The organism is Aquimarina longa SW024 (genome assembly GCF_001401755.1).
Lineage (GTDB): Bacteria > Bacteroidota > Bacteroidia > Flavobacteriales > Flavobacteriaceae > Aquimarina > Aquimarina longa.
In genome coordinates, this window is record NZ_AVQK01000010.1 from 266,374 (window position 1) to 283,744 (window position 17,371).

The following is a 17,371-nucleotide window of genomic DNA, read 5'->3' on the forward strand; positions in this document are numbered from 1 at the left end:
TTAGTGTATGGTAAAAAAATAACATTCGGCAATTGTTGTAGATGAGAATTACAACATTCAGTATAGTGTAAAAACGAACAATTAGAGGAACAAATGAAATTAAGACATAACATTTGTTAGTAGTGTTGAAAGAATGGTTGCTTCTCTGTTCAAAAGAACTTTTAAACGATTCGATATTGGAATATAGGTTTTAACAATTTAACATTCGTTCATCAGCAAGCACGTAAAACGAAAAGTTTAAACGACAGATTGTTGGTACTAACGGATAAAAGAACAAACGAAATAATATACGAACTCATAAATTTTAATCTCATGAAAAAAGAACCTTTAAAAATCAGTTTTTCCTCTCAAAAGGGAGGTGTCGGTAAAAGTGCTATTACGGTACTTACCGCAGGAATGTTACATTATAAATTGGGCTATCAAGTAGTGGTCTTTGATTGCGATTATCCGCAGTTAAGTATTGCAATGCAAAGAGAGCGAGAGTTAAAAGCTGTGATGGAACACGACCATTTTAAACGAATGGCACACACGCAATTTTCGCAGTTGAATAAGAAAGCTTACCCAGTTATTAAATGCAATGGAAATACCGCTTTAGAAGAAGCAGAAGCGTTTTTTAAAAAAAGTAACATTACCTATGACTTTGCTTTTTTCGATTTACCAGGAACGGTAAATTCAGCAGGAATCTTCAGAACATTATTAGGGATGAATGCTATTTTTTCTCCAATTACAGCTGATAGGGTGGTTATGGAGAGTACACTATCATTCTTACAAATTGTAAAAAAGGTTTTTAAACAGAAGTCAAACAAGAATGGGTTACACTTATTTTGGAATATGGTGGATGGCAGAGAGAAATCTCCTTTGTATAAAACCTATGAAAAGGTTTTAAAAGAACTCGATTTTCATCTAATGCAACACTATTTTTCAGATAGCAAACGCTTTCGTAAAGAGGTTCCAGAAATCAGCAAAGGTTTGGTATTTCGTTCTACCTTATTTCCGCCTCATCATCGAATGATACAGACTTCACGATTAGAAACTTTTATGAATGAATTTTTACACCTTTTAAATTTATAGTTATGAAAAAAGACGAAACATCTATTGATGAAGAAAAGTTAATGGAGCTAATGGCACAACCATTTTCAAAGGATAGAAAGTTCCCTGAACTTGATGAAATCAATACTCAAAAAGAAGAAGAAAAAAGGCCTAAAGCCAAGCAGAAACGAAAACCCAAAACAAATTCTAAAGAAGAAAAGAATGAGTTTCAAGAACTGTTTTTTCAAAAAAATGACTTTACAGCTCGTACTGGAAAAACAGTTTCTATTAGGCCTAAACACCACGAACGATTATTAAGAATATCTCGTGTTATAGGAGAAAATAAAGTATCGCTATCGAACTATTTAGATAATATTTTAGAATATCATTTTACTGAATTTGAAGCCGAAATTATAAAACAATTTAAAAACAAGTATAAACCTATTTTATAAAATTTAATTATTATGGAAACGCATTTACAAACTATTATTTTAGTCATTTTATTAATCGAACGTTTTATTAGTTATAAAAGACAACAAGTACAAAAAGAAAAGTATCAACAAGTTAAAGAAGAAATTTTTTGCTTGAAAGAAAGACAGAAACATAAAAAAATAGAGAAAGAGATAAAAGAACAACCATCTCAAAAAGTAAAACAGGTAGAGCTGTCTAAAAAACCAAAAGTGATTTCTAAAAATTCGAATAGCAAGCCTTATCAAGAGTTGTTTTTGCAAAAATCGGATGTAGTAGCTCGTAAAGGAAAGTCGGTTTATATTCAACCAAAGATGCACAAGACATTATTTAGAATTACAAGGGAGATTACAGATAATGAGATTTCAGTTGCCAATTATTTGGATAATATTTTACGTTGTCATTTTGAAGAATATCAGGCTGAAATAACAAAACAATTTGAAGATAAGTATAAGTCCATTTTTTAAAATCAAGTATTATGGAAACTTATATACAACCACTGATTTTACTTTTGTTGATTGTTTTATTGATAGACCGTTTTCGACCTAAAAAAATAACAAAAGAAACAATAGTAAAGAATAAAAAAAGTAAAAAGAATTCCTCTATTATGGGCGAACCTAAAACTATTGAAAAATCAATAAAAGGAGCTTCTAAAAAGAAGGCTCTGACAAAAAACACACCTAAAAAGAATACTTCTAAAGTAATTCCTACGGAAGCATTAGACGAAGTTTTTGGAAGGCCCAATACACAAACCCTCATCGCCGATGATTGGGAGTTCATTGAAGAAGAAGAGGATTTAAAATCTAATATTTCTATAGAACACGACCAAGATTTTAGCACAGGAATTTCAGTAGATGAATTGGGTAAAATATCCACTTTATTAAAACAAAAGGAGCTAACAAACGAAACATTACCCGTAGCTGTAAAAATTGCAGATACTGAATTATTAGAACTTTTAAACGAGCAAATACCACAAGCACAACAACGAGTAACTTCTTTATTAGATAAGTATTTAAAAACACATCACAATCCTAAAATATCCGAAGATTGGAGGGATTTTGATATTGGGGAGTTTGTGTGAGTTACAACTTCTAATTTTTGACAACACCTCACCAAAAATTGAGGTGTTTTTTTATACCCAAAACTTTCCAAACCCTACCATCTCAAAGCCAACTAAAGCCAAAAAAATGGATTTCTAAAAAGGGCTTCATCTTCAAAATACTTTCGTGCAAAACAAGCTAAAAAAACAGCTTAAAAAATGCACGAAAATGAAAGAATTACAATTCATTCAACAACATTTCGAGTACGGATAGCAAGAGATTGATACTCTCATTTTTTCTAAACCATCAATCAAAGGTTTAGACCACAAAACATTCTATTCAGTAAATAAAATCATCAAAAAAATGAACACTCGAATTTATAAAAAAACAGCATTTAGTATGCTTTGCTTTTTGGTATTTGTAGCCACTACTTATGCACAAGATGGCGCAGGAGGAATTAATCAAGCGACACAAATGGTTACCTCATATTTCGACCCCGCTACCAAACTCATCTACGCCATTGGTGCGGTTGTAGGATTAATCGGTGGTGTAAAAGTATATAATAAATTTTCATCGGGCGACCCAGATACTTCCAAAACGGCCGCATCATGGTTTGGAGCTTGTATCTTTTTAATTGTTTCGGCAACCATATTACGCTCATTTTTCCTGTAAGATTATGGCAAGTTTTCAAATCAATAAAGGCATCGGAAGAACGGTAGAGTTTAAAGGCTTAAAAGCACAATACCTGTTCATCTTTGCAGGCGGATTACTCGGCGTATTTATCGCAGTCGTCATTCTGTATATGATAGGTATCAATCAGTATATCTGCCTCACGTTGGGATTGGCAAGTGGCGGATTCCTCATTTGGAAAACGTTCGCTTTAAACAACAAATATGGCGAACACGGACTGATGAAAATTTCAGCTCGTAAAAACCACCCGCAATTTATAACCCGTCTGCGCTCGGCACAAAAACTTATGCATCTTCAAAATCAAGAAAAATGAGACCTATAGCCAAACGAAATACATTAGCCGATAAATTCCCAATTTGGGCGGTAGAGCATAATTGCATCATCAGCAAAGATGCAGACATTACCATTGCGTTTAAAGTTACACTACCTGAACTGTTTACAGTAACTGGTAAAGAGTACGAAGCCATCCATTCAGCTTGGCACAAAGCCATTAAGGTTTTGCCTGATTATACAATTGTACATAAACAAGATTGGTTTCTAAAAGAGACTTATGAGCCAGAACTGACGAACGAAGCAGTAGCAGAGGCAAGCGAGCTTGGCTCTGCACTGCAAGGAGGAAGAAGACGAAGTCAAATTCAGAAGGATAATTTGAGTTTTCTTTCTCGGAGTTTTGAAAAACACTTTAATCAACGTCCGTTTTTGGCGCACCATTGTTATGTGTACGTTACTAAAACAACCAAAGAGCGTATGCGTCGTCAAAGTAGTTTTTCAACGCTTACACGTAAACGTCTTGTTCCAAAAGAAATTCAAGATAAAGAAACGATGCTCAAATTTATGGAAGCCGTTGATCAGTTTGAACGCATCATTAACGATTCAGGATATGTAGGATTGCAACGTTTAACTGATTCAGACATTATCGGTTCAGACACTAAAAAAGGCTTGTTAGAAGAATATTTATCCTTATCAGGAAATGATAATTTCACTTTACAAGACATCCATTTAGGGGCAAATGAGGTAAAAGTAGGCGACAAAATAGTGTGCCTACATACCTTGTCGGATACTGAAGATTTACCCAATGAAGTTAGTACTGATACACGATTTGAACGTTTATCTACTGACCGAAGTGACTGTCAATTATCCTTTGCATCACCTGTAGGATTGCTATTAAGTTGTAATCACATTTACAACCAGTATATCTTTATAGATAATAGCGAAGAAAATTTACGAAAGTTTGAGAAATCAGCTCGAAATATGCACTCGTTAGGTAAGTACAGTCGTAGCAATCAAATCAATAAAGAGTGGATTGAGAATTATTTGAACGAAGCCCACTCGAATGGATTAACTTCGGTTCGATGTCATTGTAATGTTTTGGCTTGGAGTGATGACCGAAACGAATTACGAAAAATCAAAAATGATGTTGGTAGTCAATTAGCATTAATGGAGTGTCGTCCGCATCACAATACAGTTGATACAGCAACATTATATTGGGCAGGAATGGCGGGTAATGCTGGTGATTTTCCAGCGGAAGAAAGCTTTTACACATTTATAGACCCTGCGCTGTGTTTCTTTACTCAAGAAACCAATTACCACAACTCACTTTCACCTTTCGGAATAAAAATGGTGGACAGGCTAACGGGGAAGCCCATTCATTTAGATATTTCCGATTTACCAATGAAAAAAGGAATTATTACCAACCGAAACAAGTTTATACTTGGTCCTTCGGGAAGCGGAAAATCTTTTTTCACCAATCATCTTATCCGACAATATTACGAACAGGGGACACACGTATTGTTGGTGGATACAGGTAATAGTTATCAGGGGTTATGTGAGTTAGTTCGTCAAAAAACGAATGGTAATGACGGGGTCTATTTTACCTATACTGAAGAAAATCCGATAGCGTTCAATCCGTTTTACACAGACGATGGTGTGTTTGATATTGAAAAACGAGAAAGTATCAAAACACTGATTATGACCTTGTGGAAACGGGATGATGAACCAGCTTCACGTTCAGAAGAAGTGGCACTTTCTAATGCCGTGAATTTGTTCATTAAAAGTATTCAGAAAGGAACAGTTACCGATGTGTCTTTCAATGGTTTTTACGAGTTCACGCAAACCGATTACAAAGCTATTTTAGAAGAAAAAAAGGTACGCGAAAAAGACTTCGATTTAGCTAATTTCTTAAACGTGTTAGAGCCGTATTACAAAGGTGGTGAATATGATTATCTGCTCAATTCAACCAAAGAATTAGACTTGTTGAATAAGCGATTTATTGTGTTTGAAATTGATGCAATTAAAGACCACAAAATTCTATTTCCAATTGTGACTATTATCATTATGGAAGTCTTCATCAACAAGATGAGAAGATTGACAGGTATCCGTAAACTGATTTTAATTGAAGAAGCGTGGAAAGCCATTGCCAAAGAAGGAATGGCAGAGTACATCAAATACTTATTCAAAACCGTTCGGAAGTTTTTTGGAGAAGCCATTGTGGTGACACAGGAAGTGGACGATATCATTCAATCACCGATTGTAAAGGAGTCGATTATCAATAATTCGGATTGTAAGATACTGCTCGACCAACGAAAGTATATGAACAAATTCGATGGTATTCAGGAAATGCTCGGATTAACTGAAAAGGAAAAAGCACAGATTTTGTCGATTAATCTTAATAATCATCCAAGTCGCTTGTATAAAGAAGTTTGGATAGGTTTAGGAGGTACACAATCCGCAGTCTATGCTACCGAAGTAAGTGCCGAAGAATACTTGACCTATACCACCGAAGAAACCGAGAAAATGAAGGTACTACAACTTGCCGAAGCGCAAGGTGGAAATATAGAGTATGCCATTAAACATTTGGCAGAAGAACGTAGAAATAAATCATAAAATTTTAAAAACAAATAGTATGAAACGAATTATCGTAATAATGCTATTGATGATAGGATTTCATCATAGCACGCAAGCACAATGGGTAGTGACTGACCCAACGAATTTAGCACAAGGCATTGTTAATACTGCACAAGAGATTGTACAAACCTCTTCAACAGCAACAAATATGATTAACAATTTCAAAGAAACTGTAAAAATCTATAAGCAAGGTAAAAAGTATTATGACCAACTAAAGAGTGTCAAAAACTTGGTAAAAGACGCACGAAAAGTACAGCAAACAGTCTTAATGGTTGGTGAAATTTCAGACATCTATGTCAATAATTTTCAGAAAATGTTACAAGATGAAAATTACACTCCACAGGAATTAACAGCCATTGCTTTCGGGTATTCCAAACTGTTAGAAGAAAGTGGCGATTTAGTAAAAGACCTCAAAAAAATTGTCAATCCCTCTACATTATCTATGAATGATAAAGAGCGTATGGACGTGATAAACGAAGTCTATAAAGAAGTAAAAGGCTACCGAAATTTAGTGAATTACTACACCCAAAAGAACATAGGTGTAAGCTATTTACGAGCAAAAAAGAAAGGAAATACACAACGTGTATTAGCCTTATACGGAACAGCAAACGAACGTAACTGGTAATAATAAAGCGATGTTTTTAGTTTCTGAATTTGACAATTTACATCAGGTATTACGCAGTTTATATACTGAAATGATGCCTTTATGCAGTAATATGATAGGCATTGCCAAAGGTATTGCAGGGCTTGGGGCATTATTTTACGTGTCGTCTCGGGTTTGGCAATCCTTGGCTCGTGCCGAACCTATTGATGTGTACCCAATGCTACGTCCGTTTGCGATTGGTTTGTGTATCCTGTTTTTTCCTTCTATGGTTTTAGGAACGATTAACGGAGTGTTAAGTCCTGTGGTTAGTGGTACAGCAAGTATGTTAGAAACACAAACTTTTGATATGCAAGCGTATCAAGAGCAAAAAGATAGGTTAGAATACGAGGCAATGCTACGAAACCCTGAAACCGCCTATTTAGTAAGTAATGAAGAATTTGATAAAAAGTTAGATGGATTAGGGTGGTCGGCTACCGATTTAGCAGCAAGAACAGGAATGTACATAGAACAAGGAATGTATGAGTTGAATCAAAGTATGCGAAATGCGTTTCGTTCGTTATTAGAACTTCTTTTTCAAGCCGCTTCTTTAATCATTGATACCATTCGGACGTTCTTTTTAGTGGTCTTGTCCATTTTAGGACCGATAGCTTTTGCAATTTCTATTTGGGACGGATTTCATAATACACTTATGCAATGGTTCAATCGCTATATCAGCGTTTATTTTTGGTTGCCAATTTCTAATTTATTCGGAGTCTTATTAGCAAAAATTCAAGTATTAATGCTCACCAAAGACATTGAAGCTTTATCCGACCCCAACTATATTCCTGATGGTTCAAACACGGTGTATTCTGTGTTTATGCTTATCGGAATTATTGGCTATTTCACTATTCCAACGGTATCCAATTGGGTTATTCAGTCAGGAGGCATGGGCAATTATAATAGAAATATCAATCAATCTTCCAAAAAGGCAGGAAATACAGCAGCGGCAGTAACGGGAGCTTTAGCAGGGAATATTAAAGGAAGATTAGTAGGGAAAAAATAATAAATAAGATGAAAAACAAGATAAATTTTAAAACACTCACTACGGTTGAAAGTAGCTTTAAACAAATACGTTTATTCAGCATTTTGTTTATCGTATTATGTACAGGAATTGTAGGGTATTCGGTATTTAGTTCGTACCAATTTGCCGAAGCACAACGCCAAAAAATCTATGTGTTAGACAAAGGAAAATCGTTGATGTTAGCCTTATCTCAAGACGCTTCGTTAAACCGACCTGTGGAAGCTAGAGAGCATATCCGCAGGTTTCACGAACTGTTTTTTACCCTTGCACCCGATAATAAAGCCATCGAAGCAAACATCAAAAGAGCCTTGTTTATGGCTGATAAAAGTGCTTTTGATTACTACAAAGACTTATCAGAGAAAGGGTATTACAATCGAATAATTTCAGGAAATATCCATCAGCGAGTGGTGGTAGATAGTATTCAGACAAATTTCAATTCCTATCCGTATGAAATGACCTTGTACGGCACACAGTGGATTATCAGAGCGAGTAACAAAACCGAACGGAGTTTAATCACTTCGTGTCAGTTGGTCAATTCTGTGCGTTCCGATAACAATCCACAAGGTTTTACGATTGAAAATTTCAAGGTGCTTGCCAACAAAGACTTGCAAACCATTAAGCGATGAAACGACAACAAAAAATATCGCAATGGTTAAAAACGCAGTGCGAAGCACTCACACCTAAGCAACAAAGAGTGTTGTTGTGGGTGCTGTTGGTAAGTTATACACTACTCACGTTGTGGGTAGTTGTAGAGGTATTTGTTACCTCATAGTAAAGTATAAACTCAATTAAAATAAAAGATATGAAAGATATTCAAAACAACAACGAAAAACGTCCGATACAACTTGAAGAAAAGCATAAAAAAATATTAGTGTTTTCTGCTTTAGGATTATTGTTTGTGGGTGTTATGTACTTGCTATTTGCACCCAGTACGGATTCGACAAAGTTAGCAGAAGGTAGTCAAGGAATGAATGTTTCCATTCCGCAAGCAACAAATATTAGTTTGTTAGATGACAAGCAATCAGCGTATGAGCAACAACAATTAGCCGAAGTACAAGAACGTAAACGGCAAGCGATGGCAAATCTATCAGTGTTATTTCAAAAAGATTCAATGCCAATGAACGCATCGCAACCCTACCAAAATACTACAGAGGAAAATCCCATAGGGGCATCAGTTTCGGCATATCGAAGCATCAACCAAACCTTGGGTAATTTTTACACCGATGATAATTCTGAAAATGAAGCGTTGCAGGAAGAAATCGAAGAACTTAAAACGCAACTAGAAGCTAAAGAAAGTGGTGTCAGTCAAGAAGAACGTCAGTTGGCATTGTTAGAAAAATCGTATCAAATGGCATCAAAATACTTGCCTGTATCCGCGCAAGGAACGATGCCAATATCACAAGGAAATGCTGTTCAGGTTAGTCCAGTTCAAACAATTCAAAAACAAAAACGATTGGTAAAATCGGTACAGCAACACCAAGAATTGGTGGTATCGAGTTTACAACAGCGAAATTGGACAACAGAACAATCATTTGAAACCGCAGTTGGTACAAAATCAACAACGCAAAAAAATACGATTAAAGCCTGCGTGCATCAAACAATAGCGTTAACACAAGGCGAAAGTGTACCTATTCGTTTATTGGAAGCCATTCAGGTGGCGAATTTGGTGATTCCTGCACAAACGGTTTTAATGGCAAGTCCAAAATTAGAGGGCAATCGTTTGTTACTAACTGTTTCATCTATTCAATATCAAGGCGTATTAGTACCTGTAGAATTGAACACCTATGATTTAGACGGGCAAAAAGGATTATACGTGCCTGGTACATTAGAACAAAATGCAGTAAAAGAAGTGTTAGCGAGTTTAGGCAATGCTTCAGGAACAGCCTTTACGATGAACAATTCCGCATCCGACCAACTTTTAACGGATATGGGCAGAGGTGTGTTACAAGGCACATCAAATTACCTCAAAAAGAAAATTCAACACACAAAAATAACCTTGAAAGCAGGACACAATGTCTTACTGCTTTCTGAAATTCAATAACAGACGAAGTCTGATAGATTATCAGCATATCGTCATAAATATTCAAAAAAATGAAACAAACAATTTTAGCATTTATCATTTTAGTAATGATAGGTAACAGCGGAAACGCACAGGAAAAAGAAGTATCAAGCGACTTATTTCGAGGATGGAGTCAGCCTTTTTTATACGAACAAATGATTGTTCCGTATGGTTTGGAAGTGAGCTTCCATAAAACCACGCACCTCTTATTCAAATCGCCCATCCGCTATGTGGATTTAGGAAGTAACGATTTGATTGCAGGAAAAGCCAAACAAGCCGAAAATGTATTGCGAGTAAAGGCAAACAAAGCAAATTTCAATCAAGAAACCAATCTTACTGTAATTTGCGATGACGGTAGTTTTTACACGTTTAATGTAAAGTATGCCGATGAACCCGAAAAACTCAATATTGATATGAATGAGGCAGTATTGCAGGAAAACAGAAAACAACCGAACAAGCAAACGGTCTTTTTTGAAGAGTTGGGTAATGAATCCCCTCGTTGGGTGGATTTGGTAATGCAATCCATTTATGACGAAAACCAAACCGAAATTCGTCATATTGGTTCCAAACAATCAGGAATGCAATTTCGATTAAAAGGATTATACACTGAAAATGGCTTGTTGTATTTCCATACAGAGTTAAAGAATCGAACGAAAGTTCCATTTGAAATTGATTTTATCAGCTTTAAAGTAGTGGACAAAAAACAACTCAAACAAACAGCAATGCAAGAAAAACAGATACAACCATTACGAATGTATCATTTTGTAAATCAGATTAAAGGAAAAGGCAAAGAGCGTTCGGTATTCTGTTTAGGAAAATTAACCTTACCTGATGATAAAATATTGGAAGTAAGTGTTTTTGAAAAAAATGGAGGAAGACATCAATCGTTTCGATTAGAAAGTAAAGATTGGGAACAAGCGGAAATCATTAACAAAACGCAATTACGATGGTAATCCGAATCATATTAATTATTGGGTTTTTCTGGTGGATAAACCCAATACATGCTCAACGGTTGTTAGGAGGAGAAAATGGTCTTCAACTCGCAACTAATGTGCCTTTTAATAGTACCGATGCAATGTCGAAAAACTACGGTTTTCAATTGGCGATGACTGTTAATACAGCATCGGGTAATTATTGGAAATTTGGAACAGCTTATCAGCGTAAAACGCTCAATTATAAAGAGTGGCAACTTCCGTATGATTTTTATAACGGGCAGATTGGTTACTTTTTACAAGCATTTAGCAATCATCGAAAAAACATTTTGTTGTATGTGGGAGTTTCAGGTGTAGCTGGATATGAAGTGTTTAATAACGATGCTTCGCTATTGCAAGACGGTGCAACACTTCATAACAAATCGGGATTTGTATATGGAGGAGTAGGAACATTATCGTTAGAAAGTTATGTGTCTAATCGTTGGGTATTGTTCGGGTTTTCTGAAATAAACTATCTACCTAAAAGTGAGCTTACCCAATGGCAATCGCAGTTTGGTGTGGGGACACGCATTATTATAAATTAAAAACAAAAAAATATGAAAAATAACGTAATTATCGGTCTTATCTGTTGGGTGTGTATCTTGTTGTTCACTTCGTGTACCGATGAACAATTAGATATTCAACAAGACTATGATTTTAAAGTAACACATTTACCTATTCCTGCTGATATTGATGAAAATGGAACAGTAGAAATTCGTTGTGAGTTAGAAGTAGAAGGAAATTATCAAGATGCAAATTATACTATTCGTTTCTTTCAAAATGAAGGAAAAGGACAGTTATTTTTAGAGGATATATTTCTTGAAATTCCTAATGATAGATATCCTTTAGAGAATAAAGTATTTCGATTGTATTATAAAGCAATGTCTTCTCAAAATCATCAATTTGATGTGTATATAGAAGATAGTTTTGGACAGGTAGAAAAAGTTGGTTTTGAATTTGACACACAGGCGAACGAATAGTTTTTTTAACGTATTTTAGTCGTGATAAATAGTTTTACAATGGGACAATTAATTAAGAAAGATAAGGAGTATCAATCGTGGTTTTTAACGTTGAAAAAGCGTATAAAAGAACATCAATTAAAAGCTTTTGTAAGCGTAAATTCTGAATTGATACGAACCTATTGGGGACTAGGCAAAGATATTGTAGAACAACAAGCCGATGCTAAATGGGGAAGCGGTTTTTTTGAGGAATTAAGCAAAGATTTAAAAGATACATTTCCGAATATATCGGGTTTTTCAGTGACAAACCTAAAATATATGAAGCGAGTGTATTTGTTTTATAACCAATCAAATACAAAACGTCACCAAGCTGGTGCCGATTTGGAAAATTTGATTTTTCAAATTCCGTGGCGACATCAAGTAGAAATTGTTAGCAAAACAAATAACATTTCAGAAGCTATGTTTTATATGCAAAAAACACTTGAAAATAACTGGAGTCGTTCGGTTTTGATGAATATATTAGCAACTAATTTATTTGAAGCTCAAGGAAAAGAAATTAGTAATTTTAAAACACAATTACCCGATACACAAGGAGATTTGGCTCAAGAAATAACCAAAGACCCATACAATTTCGGATTTTTAGCTTTAACAGAAAATTACAGAGAAAAAGAGTTAGAAGATGCTTTGGTTGATAATATTACCAAATTTCTATTAGAATTAGGAAATGGCTTTGCGTATGTAGGCAGACAAGTACGTTTAGAAATTGGCGAAGAAGAATTTTTTGCTGATTTACTATTTTATCATCTAAAATTGCGCTGTTTCGTGGTGGTAGAACTAAAAACAGGCAAATTTAAAGCCGAATATGTGAGCAAATTAGGTCTGTATGTATCGGCAATCAATCATCAAATGCGACACGAAAACGATGCACAAACCATCGGATTGCTAATTTGTAAAAGTAAAGATGATGTGGTGGCACAATATACATTAGAATCGACTACGCATCCTATTGGAATATCAGAATATCAACTTTCAAAAGTTTTATCGAAAGAAATAGAAAGTAATTTACCAAGTATTAAAGCTATTGAAGACGAACTGAAATCATAAAATCCATTCTGTCCAAGCGAAGTTCTTTTGCTTCTTTTCTTTCTTCGCAATTTTTAAAAGAAAAGAAGTGCAAAAGGAGGTGTAAAAAGCACTTCCTTTTTTTAATCGAGAATTTGTTCCTCGTAGTATTTACCATTGTCATAATCATCTTCATTGTCTATACAAACATCACCATCTCTATCTACACAAACAGAATAGCCTTCGGCTCTCCATTGGTCGTATTTCTTTTTTAACGATGTAATAGGAAATATACCTACACGTTTTTGTTTGTTTAAATCATAAACATTTACTGTTGTTTTCATAGTTTATAGTTTTATAGGTTGCGAACGAAAATCTTTTAAATTCAGAAAAAAGCCTTTGTTTTCAATCAAACCATTTCGTAGCATATTCCAAAGTAACGAGCAACCCATTTGTGCCAATGTTGAGTTGATAAACAAATCTTGTTTAGTTAAAGCATCGGCAAGTGAACAACTTGGAGTGTTGTCTGTTTCTTCGGACTGTTGTAATAACTCGCCATATTCTTCAGTAACAAAAGGTAGTTTTCTAATAGTATTATACTTTTCAGAATGAGGTTGTTGCAACTCGCCAACCGTTGCTAAAATAACTTGCCCAGTGTGTTGACTATTTCCAAAATCTAACCAATATTTAGGTGTGTGATGATGGTGGTTACGACTTCCTAAATGTAGCGTGTTTAATATTTCAGCAATTTCAAAACGAGTAGCTACGTTATCCACACACGAAATGGTAATAGTTGCTCTTACTTTGTCTAATCTTTTTTTGTTGAATAGTGTCGTTTCCGCTTTCCAATTCGTGCCAAAAAATCGGTTGATACGATTAATTAAAGCCACCGATTTATGCAATCCGAGTTCGCAATCGGCAAATAGTTGTCTGCCTAAATTAGCTTCGGTTATGGTGTCATCATCCCATAAACACACATCAAAACCTGCGTGATTGAGTTCGTTTAAAGCGTGGTTTGTTCTTGCCAAGGCTGTTAAAACCTGTGAGCCTGTACCACCTGCACCAATTAAATTTATGGTTATAGGATTGGTCGCTTCAATAAGCGAAGTATCGGTAAAATGTACATTCGTTTTCATCAGATAATATTTTGTAAAGTTTTGTTATTCGGTTTTAAAACGTCTTTCGGAAATGGTTTTTCGGTATTCATAAGGTCGTTCCAAACATTTACTAAATTGTCGGAAATAGGATTATAATTATCCAATAAATGACTGAAATAACTATTGAAAAAATAGTTTTCCCATAAATAGATAAATTCCTCTAACGATTGTGCTTTTGAGGATTGAATATCCACCGTTCCCATACAAATAGTTCCACTTTCATATACGTTAAAAAAAGGAGCATAAAACAATTTCGTTTTTAATGTTGGTCGCTTTGTACCTTTCAATGCAAAAACTGAAAGTTCCGTTTTTGTCGCTTTCCAAAGTAAGGTTGGTACATTGGCTTTTCCGTTAGAAATACCTAAACTTTTCACAAAAAACAATTGTCTTTTTTGAGGTTTGGTAAACCAAATTACGTGTCCGTTTTCATTGGAATTGATATGTAAAACATTTGTCGGTAATATTCCGTTAGGCAAAAAACAAGCGTTTTCTTGTAATTGTTTTGTGTTGAGTAATTTGCTCAATTGTTCCGCTTCACGAACAGTTAGCGGATGCGCATTAATCGGATTTCCGTTGGCATCCATATCAAAATGCTCTACATAGATTTGCTTGTTGTGTTCCTCTTTGGTTTGGTAGATAACTAATGCGGATATTGGCTCGTAAAGTGTTCCCAAATAAGGGGCGATGTTTTTATAATTAGTGTCCATTTTTATTGAATTTTAAGCCAGTAAACAGATAAGTTTATCTAACAGATTAAAAAAGCGATGCTCAAAATCAAAGTTTTGATTTGGGATTTCTTTTCCGTTGAAAATCTTGTGTAAAGTTGGTTCTTGCATTTCAGAATACACCGATAAATCATTGTTTAGAATTTCATTGATTTGGTCTTGTAATACTCCTTCAAAACTGCACGTAAAGGATAGGTATTTATCCATAGTTAAACATTCATCATTATATTCATTTTGAGGATTTGCATATCTAAAAACACACTCATTTGGATAATCTTGCCACAACTGATAAAACTGTTCTGCAATTGAAAATAGCTTATTATCAAATTCATTTTTAACACAAAACGATTGTAAACGTTGTTGCCAATGATGTAGGTTTTCTTGCGATTGAATTTTCTTTAAAATAGTATCGCCAATGTACTCGCATTGTGCAATTTCTTTTAAAGTTTGTGTTTTATGTTCTTCGTCGCCGTCATACATTTCGCCCTCAATTATCCAATCTTTAGTCATATCGTATAACCAAAATAAATACGCATCTTCTTCACGATAAAACGGTATTCCGATGTTTCGATATAAGTAAGAAAATACGGAAAATAACAAGATTTTGGTTTGTTTATACTCTTTATTATTTAGCATTTTAAACAACGAATGGATAGGCACATAATACAAATAGCTATCTGTATCGTAGGTTTCCGAAACACTTAAAACGGTTTGATTTTCGGCAGTTTGAATAATATGAACTTCGTTATTATCGTTTAATGTTTCTTTTAATTTTCGTTTGATGTCCCAATAGGCAAGACGAATATTGTACGGATATTCCAAATGTTGTGTTTTCATTGGGCGTACCTTATAATAATCAGCAAGTTGAATGAGGGATTTGTAAAAGTCTTTTTCCGTTTGTGTCTGAACTTTTTTCGATTGCTTGGTAATTTCCTCACTCACTTGCATTTTGGGTGAAAATTGAGTTCTTAAAAAACCATTGGCAATGCTGATATCGGTACAGCTTGTCGCTTGTCTTTTAGAATTTTCGCTTGGTCTTTTGGACGTTTCAGAAAGACTGAAAATTCCCCTAAACGTTGGTGAAATTGCTGTTGCGCTCGTTTGTTGGGTAACAGAATTGTACCCTGTATGATGTTGCGTTGCATAATTCATTGATTTACGGTTTTAATTGCTTCCATTCGCCATTCCAACTCTTTTAAATATTTATTAAAGTTATCCGAACGGTCAATCGGTTTAATGTGTCGCATAGCCTTGTAAATGCGCTCTAAATTGTTTGGTGTTAAACTACTTCCAATCATAATTTTAGCCTTTAGTTCCCATTAGGGTTTCAAATTTATATTGCACTGTATCGGCTTTAATTTTTGGGGTGGAAACTTTAGCGGTCGTTAAAATAGGGTAGGTATTTGCATAAAAGTTCAGCACCGCTTGTGGCGACCATTGCGGATTGGGGTCGTAAAGTGTAATGTGTTGTCCTTTGTCTTTGAGTAAGAATACTCGCTCTAATTGAGTTGCTACTAACATAATGTTTGTTTTAAATGATGAAATATTACTTAAAAAGGTCTGGTGCAAATTGTGCAGATAACTCTTTTTTACGTTTACGAATTTCCTCTTCGTGATGCGGAAAATCGTTTACTTCGGGTACAGCTGTCCACGCTTTTCGGTAGTCGCCCTCTGCTTCTAATTTGTCCGTTTTGCTCATTGCTTGTTGGTATTTCTTTTCTTTTGCATCAGTTTGTTTTTTCTCTTTTTCGGCTTTCTCTTTTTCCATTGCCGATTGTTTTTTAGCGAGTTCTTGCGCCTTTAAATAGGCTTCCATATTGAGCATTAACGCCGATGTTTGCTCTAAAGGTTGTGAGATGTTCTCGAAAAATCCGTTGTCTAAATCATCCGCAGTACCTTTTAAAATTAAAGGCGGAATGTTGTTTTTGGCAGTGTCGCCACAATTTTCGTTTTGCAGTAACACCGATACAATTTGTGTGTGTTCTGCTGTTTTCTGAATGTTGATTTGCAAGTTACCCTCAATATTGAGTTGTGCAATTTGATTGAAAAAATTTGTGTTCATTTTTAGTGATTTTAAGATTAGAAATTTGATAGTAATAGACTCATTCCTGCGATAATGCAAATCCATTTCACAATGAGAAAAAGTAACGACACCGCAGTTCTAAACACCCAACGAGCGATTGAAAAGACGATTAACAGCGTGATGAGGGTTAGCACTTCTTTGGTAATAATCATTGATAAGACATAGCCAACACCGATGAGCGTCGTTAATTTTATGGTGTATTTTAATAGATTTGTGTTCATTGTTAGTTCATTTTTGATTGCCATTTGCCATTTTCAAAAATTTGAAAATCTGCATATTCGCATCCAAATTCATAGGATAAGCATCGCATATACAAATCCTTACATTCATTGGGGTAGTTTTGTTTGAGTTGTTGTGCGAGTTGTTGCATTTCTACATTTGGAAACGACCACTTGCTCTGAAAATGGGCTTCAATAAAACATTCATCAAGGTCGATGTTGTCAATTAGTAAATTGTCTTCTAAAAAAGTGCTAATGGTTTGATAAACTGTTTCGTGTTTTTCGGTTGTTTCTGCTACTTTTATGGTAGCAAAAAACAGATTGGTGCATAAATTTGCCATT

22 protein-coding genes are annotated in these 17,371 nt (G+C 34.9%); 15 read left to right on the top strand and 7 right to left on the bottom strand.

Going from position 1 to position 17,371, the window contains the following annotated elements; translation table 11 throughout:
• Window positions 1–312: 312 nt before the first annotated feature.
• From N456_RS00945 to N456_RS01015, 15 genes are all read left to right on the top strand, one after another.
• Window positions 313–1,071, top strand: a complete 759-nt coding sequence (locus tag N456_RS00945) for a ParA family protein (protein WP_062052931.1) — start codon at window positions 313–315, stop codon at window positions 1,069–1,071.
• A 2-nt stretch (window positions 1,072–1,073) separates the two neighbouring features.
• Window positions 1,074–1,481 carry a DUF3408 domain-containing protein gene (locus N456_RS00950; protein WP_062052933.1) on the top strand — a complete coding sequence of 136 codons (408 nt, stop codon included), beginning with the start codon at window positions 1,074–1,076 and terminating at the stop codon, window positions 1,479–1,481.
• A 12-nt stretch (window positions 1,482–1,493) separates the two neighbouring features.
• Window positions 1,494–1,964 (top strand): DUF3408 domain-containing protein, encoded by a 471-nt coding sequence (locus N456_RS00955; protein WP_062052934.1) that lies wholly within the window; start codon window positions 1,494–1,496, stop codon window positions 1,962–1,964.
• Window positions 1,965–1,975: 11 nt separating this feature from the next.
• The gene (locus N456_RS00960; protein ID WP_062052936.1) at window positions 1,976–2,578 is read left to right on the top strand and encodes a hypothetical protein; all 603 of its coding nucleotides are present in this window, start codon (window positions 1,976–1,978) and stop codon (window positions 2,576–2,578) included.
• A 358-nt stretch (window positions 2,579–2,936) separates the two neighbouring features.
• Window positions 2,937–3,209, top strand: a complete 273-nt coding sequence (locus N456_RS00965) for a DUF4134 domain-containing protein (RefSeq protein ID WP_240315461.1) — start codon at window positions 2,937–2,939, stop codon at window positions 3,207–3,209.
• A gap of 4 nt (window positions 3,210–3,213) precedes the next feature.
• Window positions 3,214–3,540, top strand: a complete 327-nt coding sequence (locus tag N456_RS00970; protein WP_062052940.1) for a DUF4133 domain-containing protein — start codon at window positions 3,214–3,216, stop codon at window positions 3,538–3,540.
• The gene (locus N456_RS00975) at window positions 3,537–6,110 is read left to right on the top strand and encodes a TraG family conjugative transposon ATPase (RefSeq protein ID WP_062052942.1); all 2,574 of its coding nucleotides are present in this window, start codon (window positions 3,537–3,539) and stop codon (window positions 6,108–6,110) included. The genes N456_RS00970 and N456_RS00975 overlap by 4 nt, the downstream gene beginning before the upstream one ends.
• A 19-nt stretch (window positions 6,111–6,129) precedes the next feature.
• Window positions 6,130–6,756, top strand: coding sequence for a DUF4141 domain-containing protein (locus N456_RS00980; protein ID WP_062052944.1), 627 nt, complete (start codon window positions 6,130–6,132; stop codon window positions 6,754–6,756).
• 10 nt (window positions 6,757–6,766) lie between these two features.
• Window positions 6,767–7,777 (top strand): conjugative transposon protein TraJ, encoded by a 1,011-nt coding sequence (traJ, locus tag N456_RS00985; RefSeq protein ID WP_062052946.1) that lies wholly within the window; start codon window positions 6,767–6,769, stop codon window positions 7,775–7,777.
• A 20-nt stretch (window positions 7,778–7,797) separates the two neighbouring features.
• Entirely contained in the window at window positions 7,798–8,421 is a 624-nt protein-coding gene (gene traK / locus N456_RS00990; protein ID WP_062053033.1) for a conjugative transposon protein TraK, read from the top strand.
• A gap of 176 nt (window positions 8,422–8,597) precedes the next feature.
• Window positions 8,598–9,836, top strand: a complete 1,239-nt coding sequence (gene traM, locus N456_RS00995; RefSeq protein WP_062052948.1) for a conjugative transposon protein TraM — start codon at window positions 8,598–8,600, stop codon at window positions 9,834–9,836.
• A 50-nt stretch (window positions 9,837–9,886) separates the two neighbouring features.
• Window positions 9,887–10,807, top strand: coding sequence for a conjugative transposon protein TraN (gene traN / locus N456_RS01000; protein ID WP_062052951.1), 921 nt, complete (start codon window positions 9,887–9,889; stop codon window positions 10,805–10,807).
• The gene (locus N456_RS01005; RefSeq protein WP_062052953.1) at window positions 10,801–11,370 is read left to right on the top strand and encodes a conjugal transfer protein TraO; all 570 of its coding nucleotides are present in this window, start codon (window positions 10,801–10,803) and stop codon (window positions 11,368–11,370) included. Before traN ends, N456_RS01005 begins: the two co-directional genes overlap by 7 nt.
• Before the next feature lie 12 nt (window positions 11,371–11,382).
• Entirely contained in the window at window positions 11,383–11,805 is a 423-nt protein-coding gene (locus N456_RS01010; protein ID WP_062052955.1) for a TraQ conjugal transfer family protein, read from the top strand.
• A gap of 39 nt (window positions 11,806–11,844) precedes the next feature.
• Window positions 11,845–12,888, top strand: coding sequence for a PDDEXK nuclease domain-containing protein (locus N456_RS01015; protein ID WP_062052957.1), 1,044 nt, complete (start codon window positions 11,845–11,847; stop codon window positions 12,886–12,888).
• 101 nt (window positions 12,889–12,989) lie between these two features.
• Here N456_RS01015 and N456_RS01020 read toward each other — a convergent pair whose 3' ends face one another.
• The 7 genes from N456_RS01020 to N456_RS01050 all read right to left on the bottom strand — a co-directional run bounded on the left by N456_RS01020 (window position 12,990) and on the right by N456_RS01050 (window position 17,370).
• A complete protein-coding gene (locus N456_RS01020) occupies window positions 12,990–13,190 on the bottom strand; it encodes a hypothetical protein (RefSeq protein ID WP_062052959.1) in 201 nt (66 codons plus the stop codon).
• Between the two features lie 3 nt (window positions 13,191–13,193).
• On the bottom strand, window positions 13,194–13,982 hold the full coding sequence (locus tag N456_RS01025) for a PRTRC system ThiF family protein (RefSeq protein WP_062052961.1): 789 nt from the start codon (window positions 13,980–13,982) through the stop codon (window positions 13,194–13,196).
• Entirely contained in the window at window positions 13,982–14,710 is a 729-nt protein-coding gene (locus N456_RS01030; protein ID WP_062052963.1) for a PRTRC system protein B, read from the bottom strand. The genes N456_RS01025 and N456_RS01030 overlap by 1 nt, the downstream gene beginning before the upstream one ends.
• A 12-nt stretch (window positions 14,711–14,722) precedes the next feature.
• On the bottom strand, window positions 14,723–15,880 hold the full coding sequence (locus tag N456_RS01035) for a hypothetical protein (protein ID WP_062052964.1): 1,158 nt from the start codon (window positions 15,878–15,880) through the stop codon (window positions 14,723–14,725).
• A 150-nt stretch (window positions 15,881–16,030) separates the two neighbouring features.
• The gene (locus N456_RS01040; RefSeq protein ID WP_062052966.1) at window positions 16,031–16,249 is read right to left on the bottom strand and encodes a PRTRC system protein C; all 219 of its coding nucleotides are present in this window, start codon (window positions 16,247–16,249) and stop codon (window positions 16,031–16,033) included.
• A gap of 25 nt (window positions 16,250–16,274) precedes the next feature.
• Entirely contained in the window at window positions 16,275–16,790 is a 516-nt protein-coding gene (locus N456_RS01045; RefSeq protein WP_062053035.1) for a PRTRC system protein E, read from the bottom strand.
• Window positions 16,791–17,034: 244 nt separating this feature from the next.
• Window positions 17,035–17,370 carry a hypothetical protein gene (locus tag N456_RS01050; protein ID WP_062052968.1) on the bottom strand — a complete coding sequence of 112 codons (336 nt, stop codon included), beginning with the start codon at window positions 17,368–17,370 and terminating at the stop codon, window positions 17,035–17,037.
• Between the last annotated feature and the right edge of the window lies 1 nt (window position 17,371).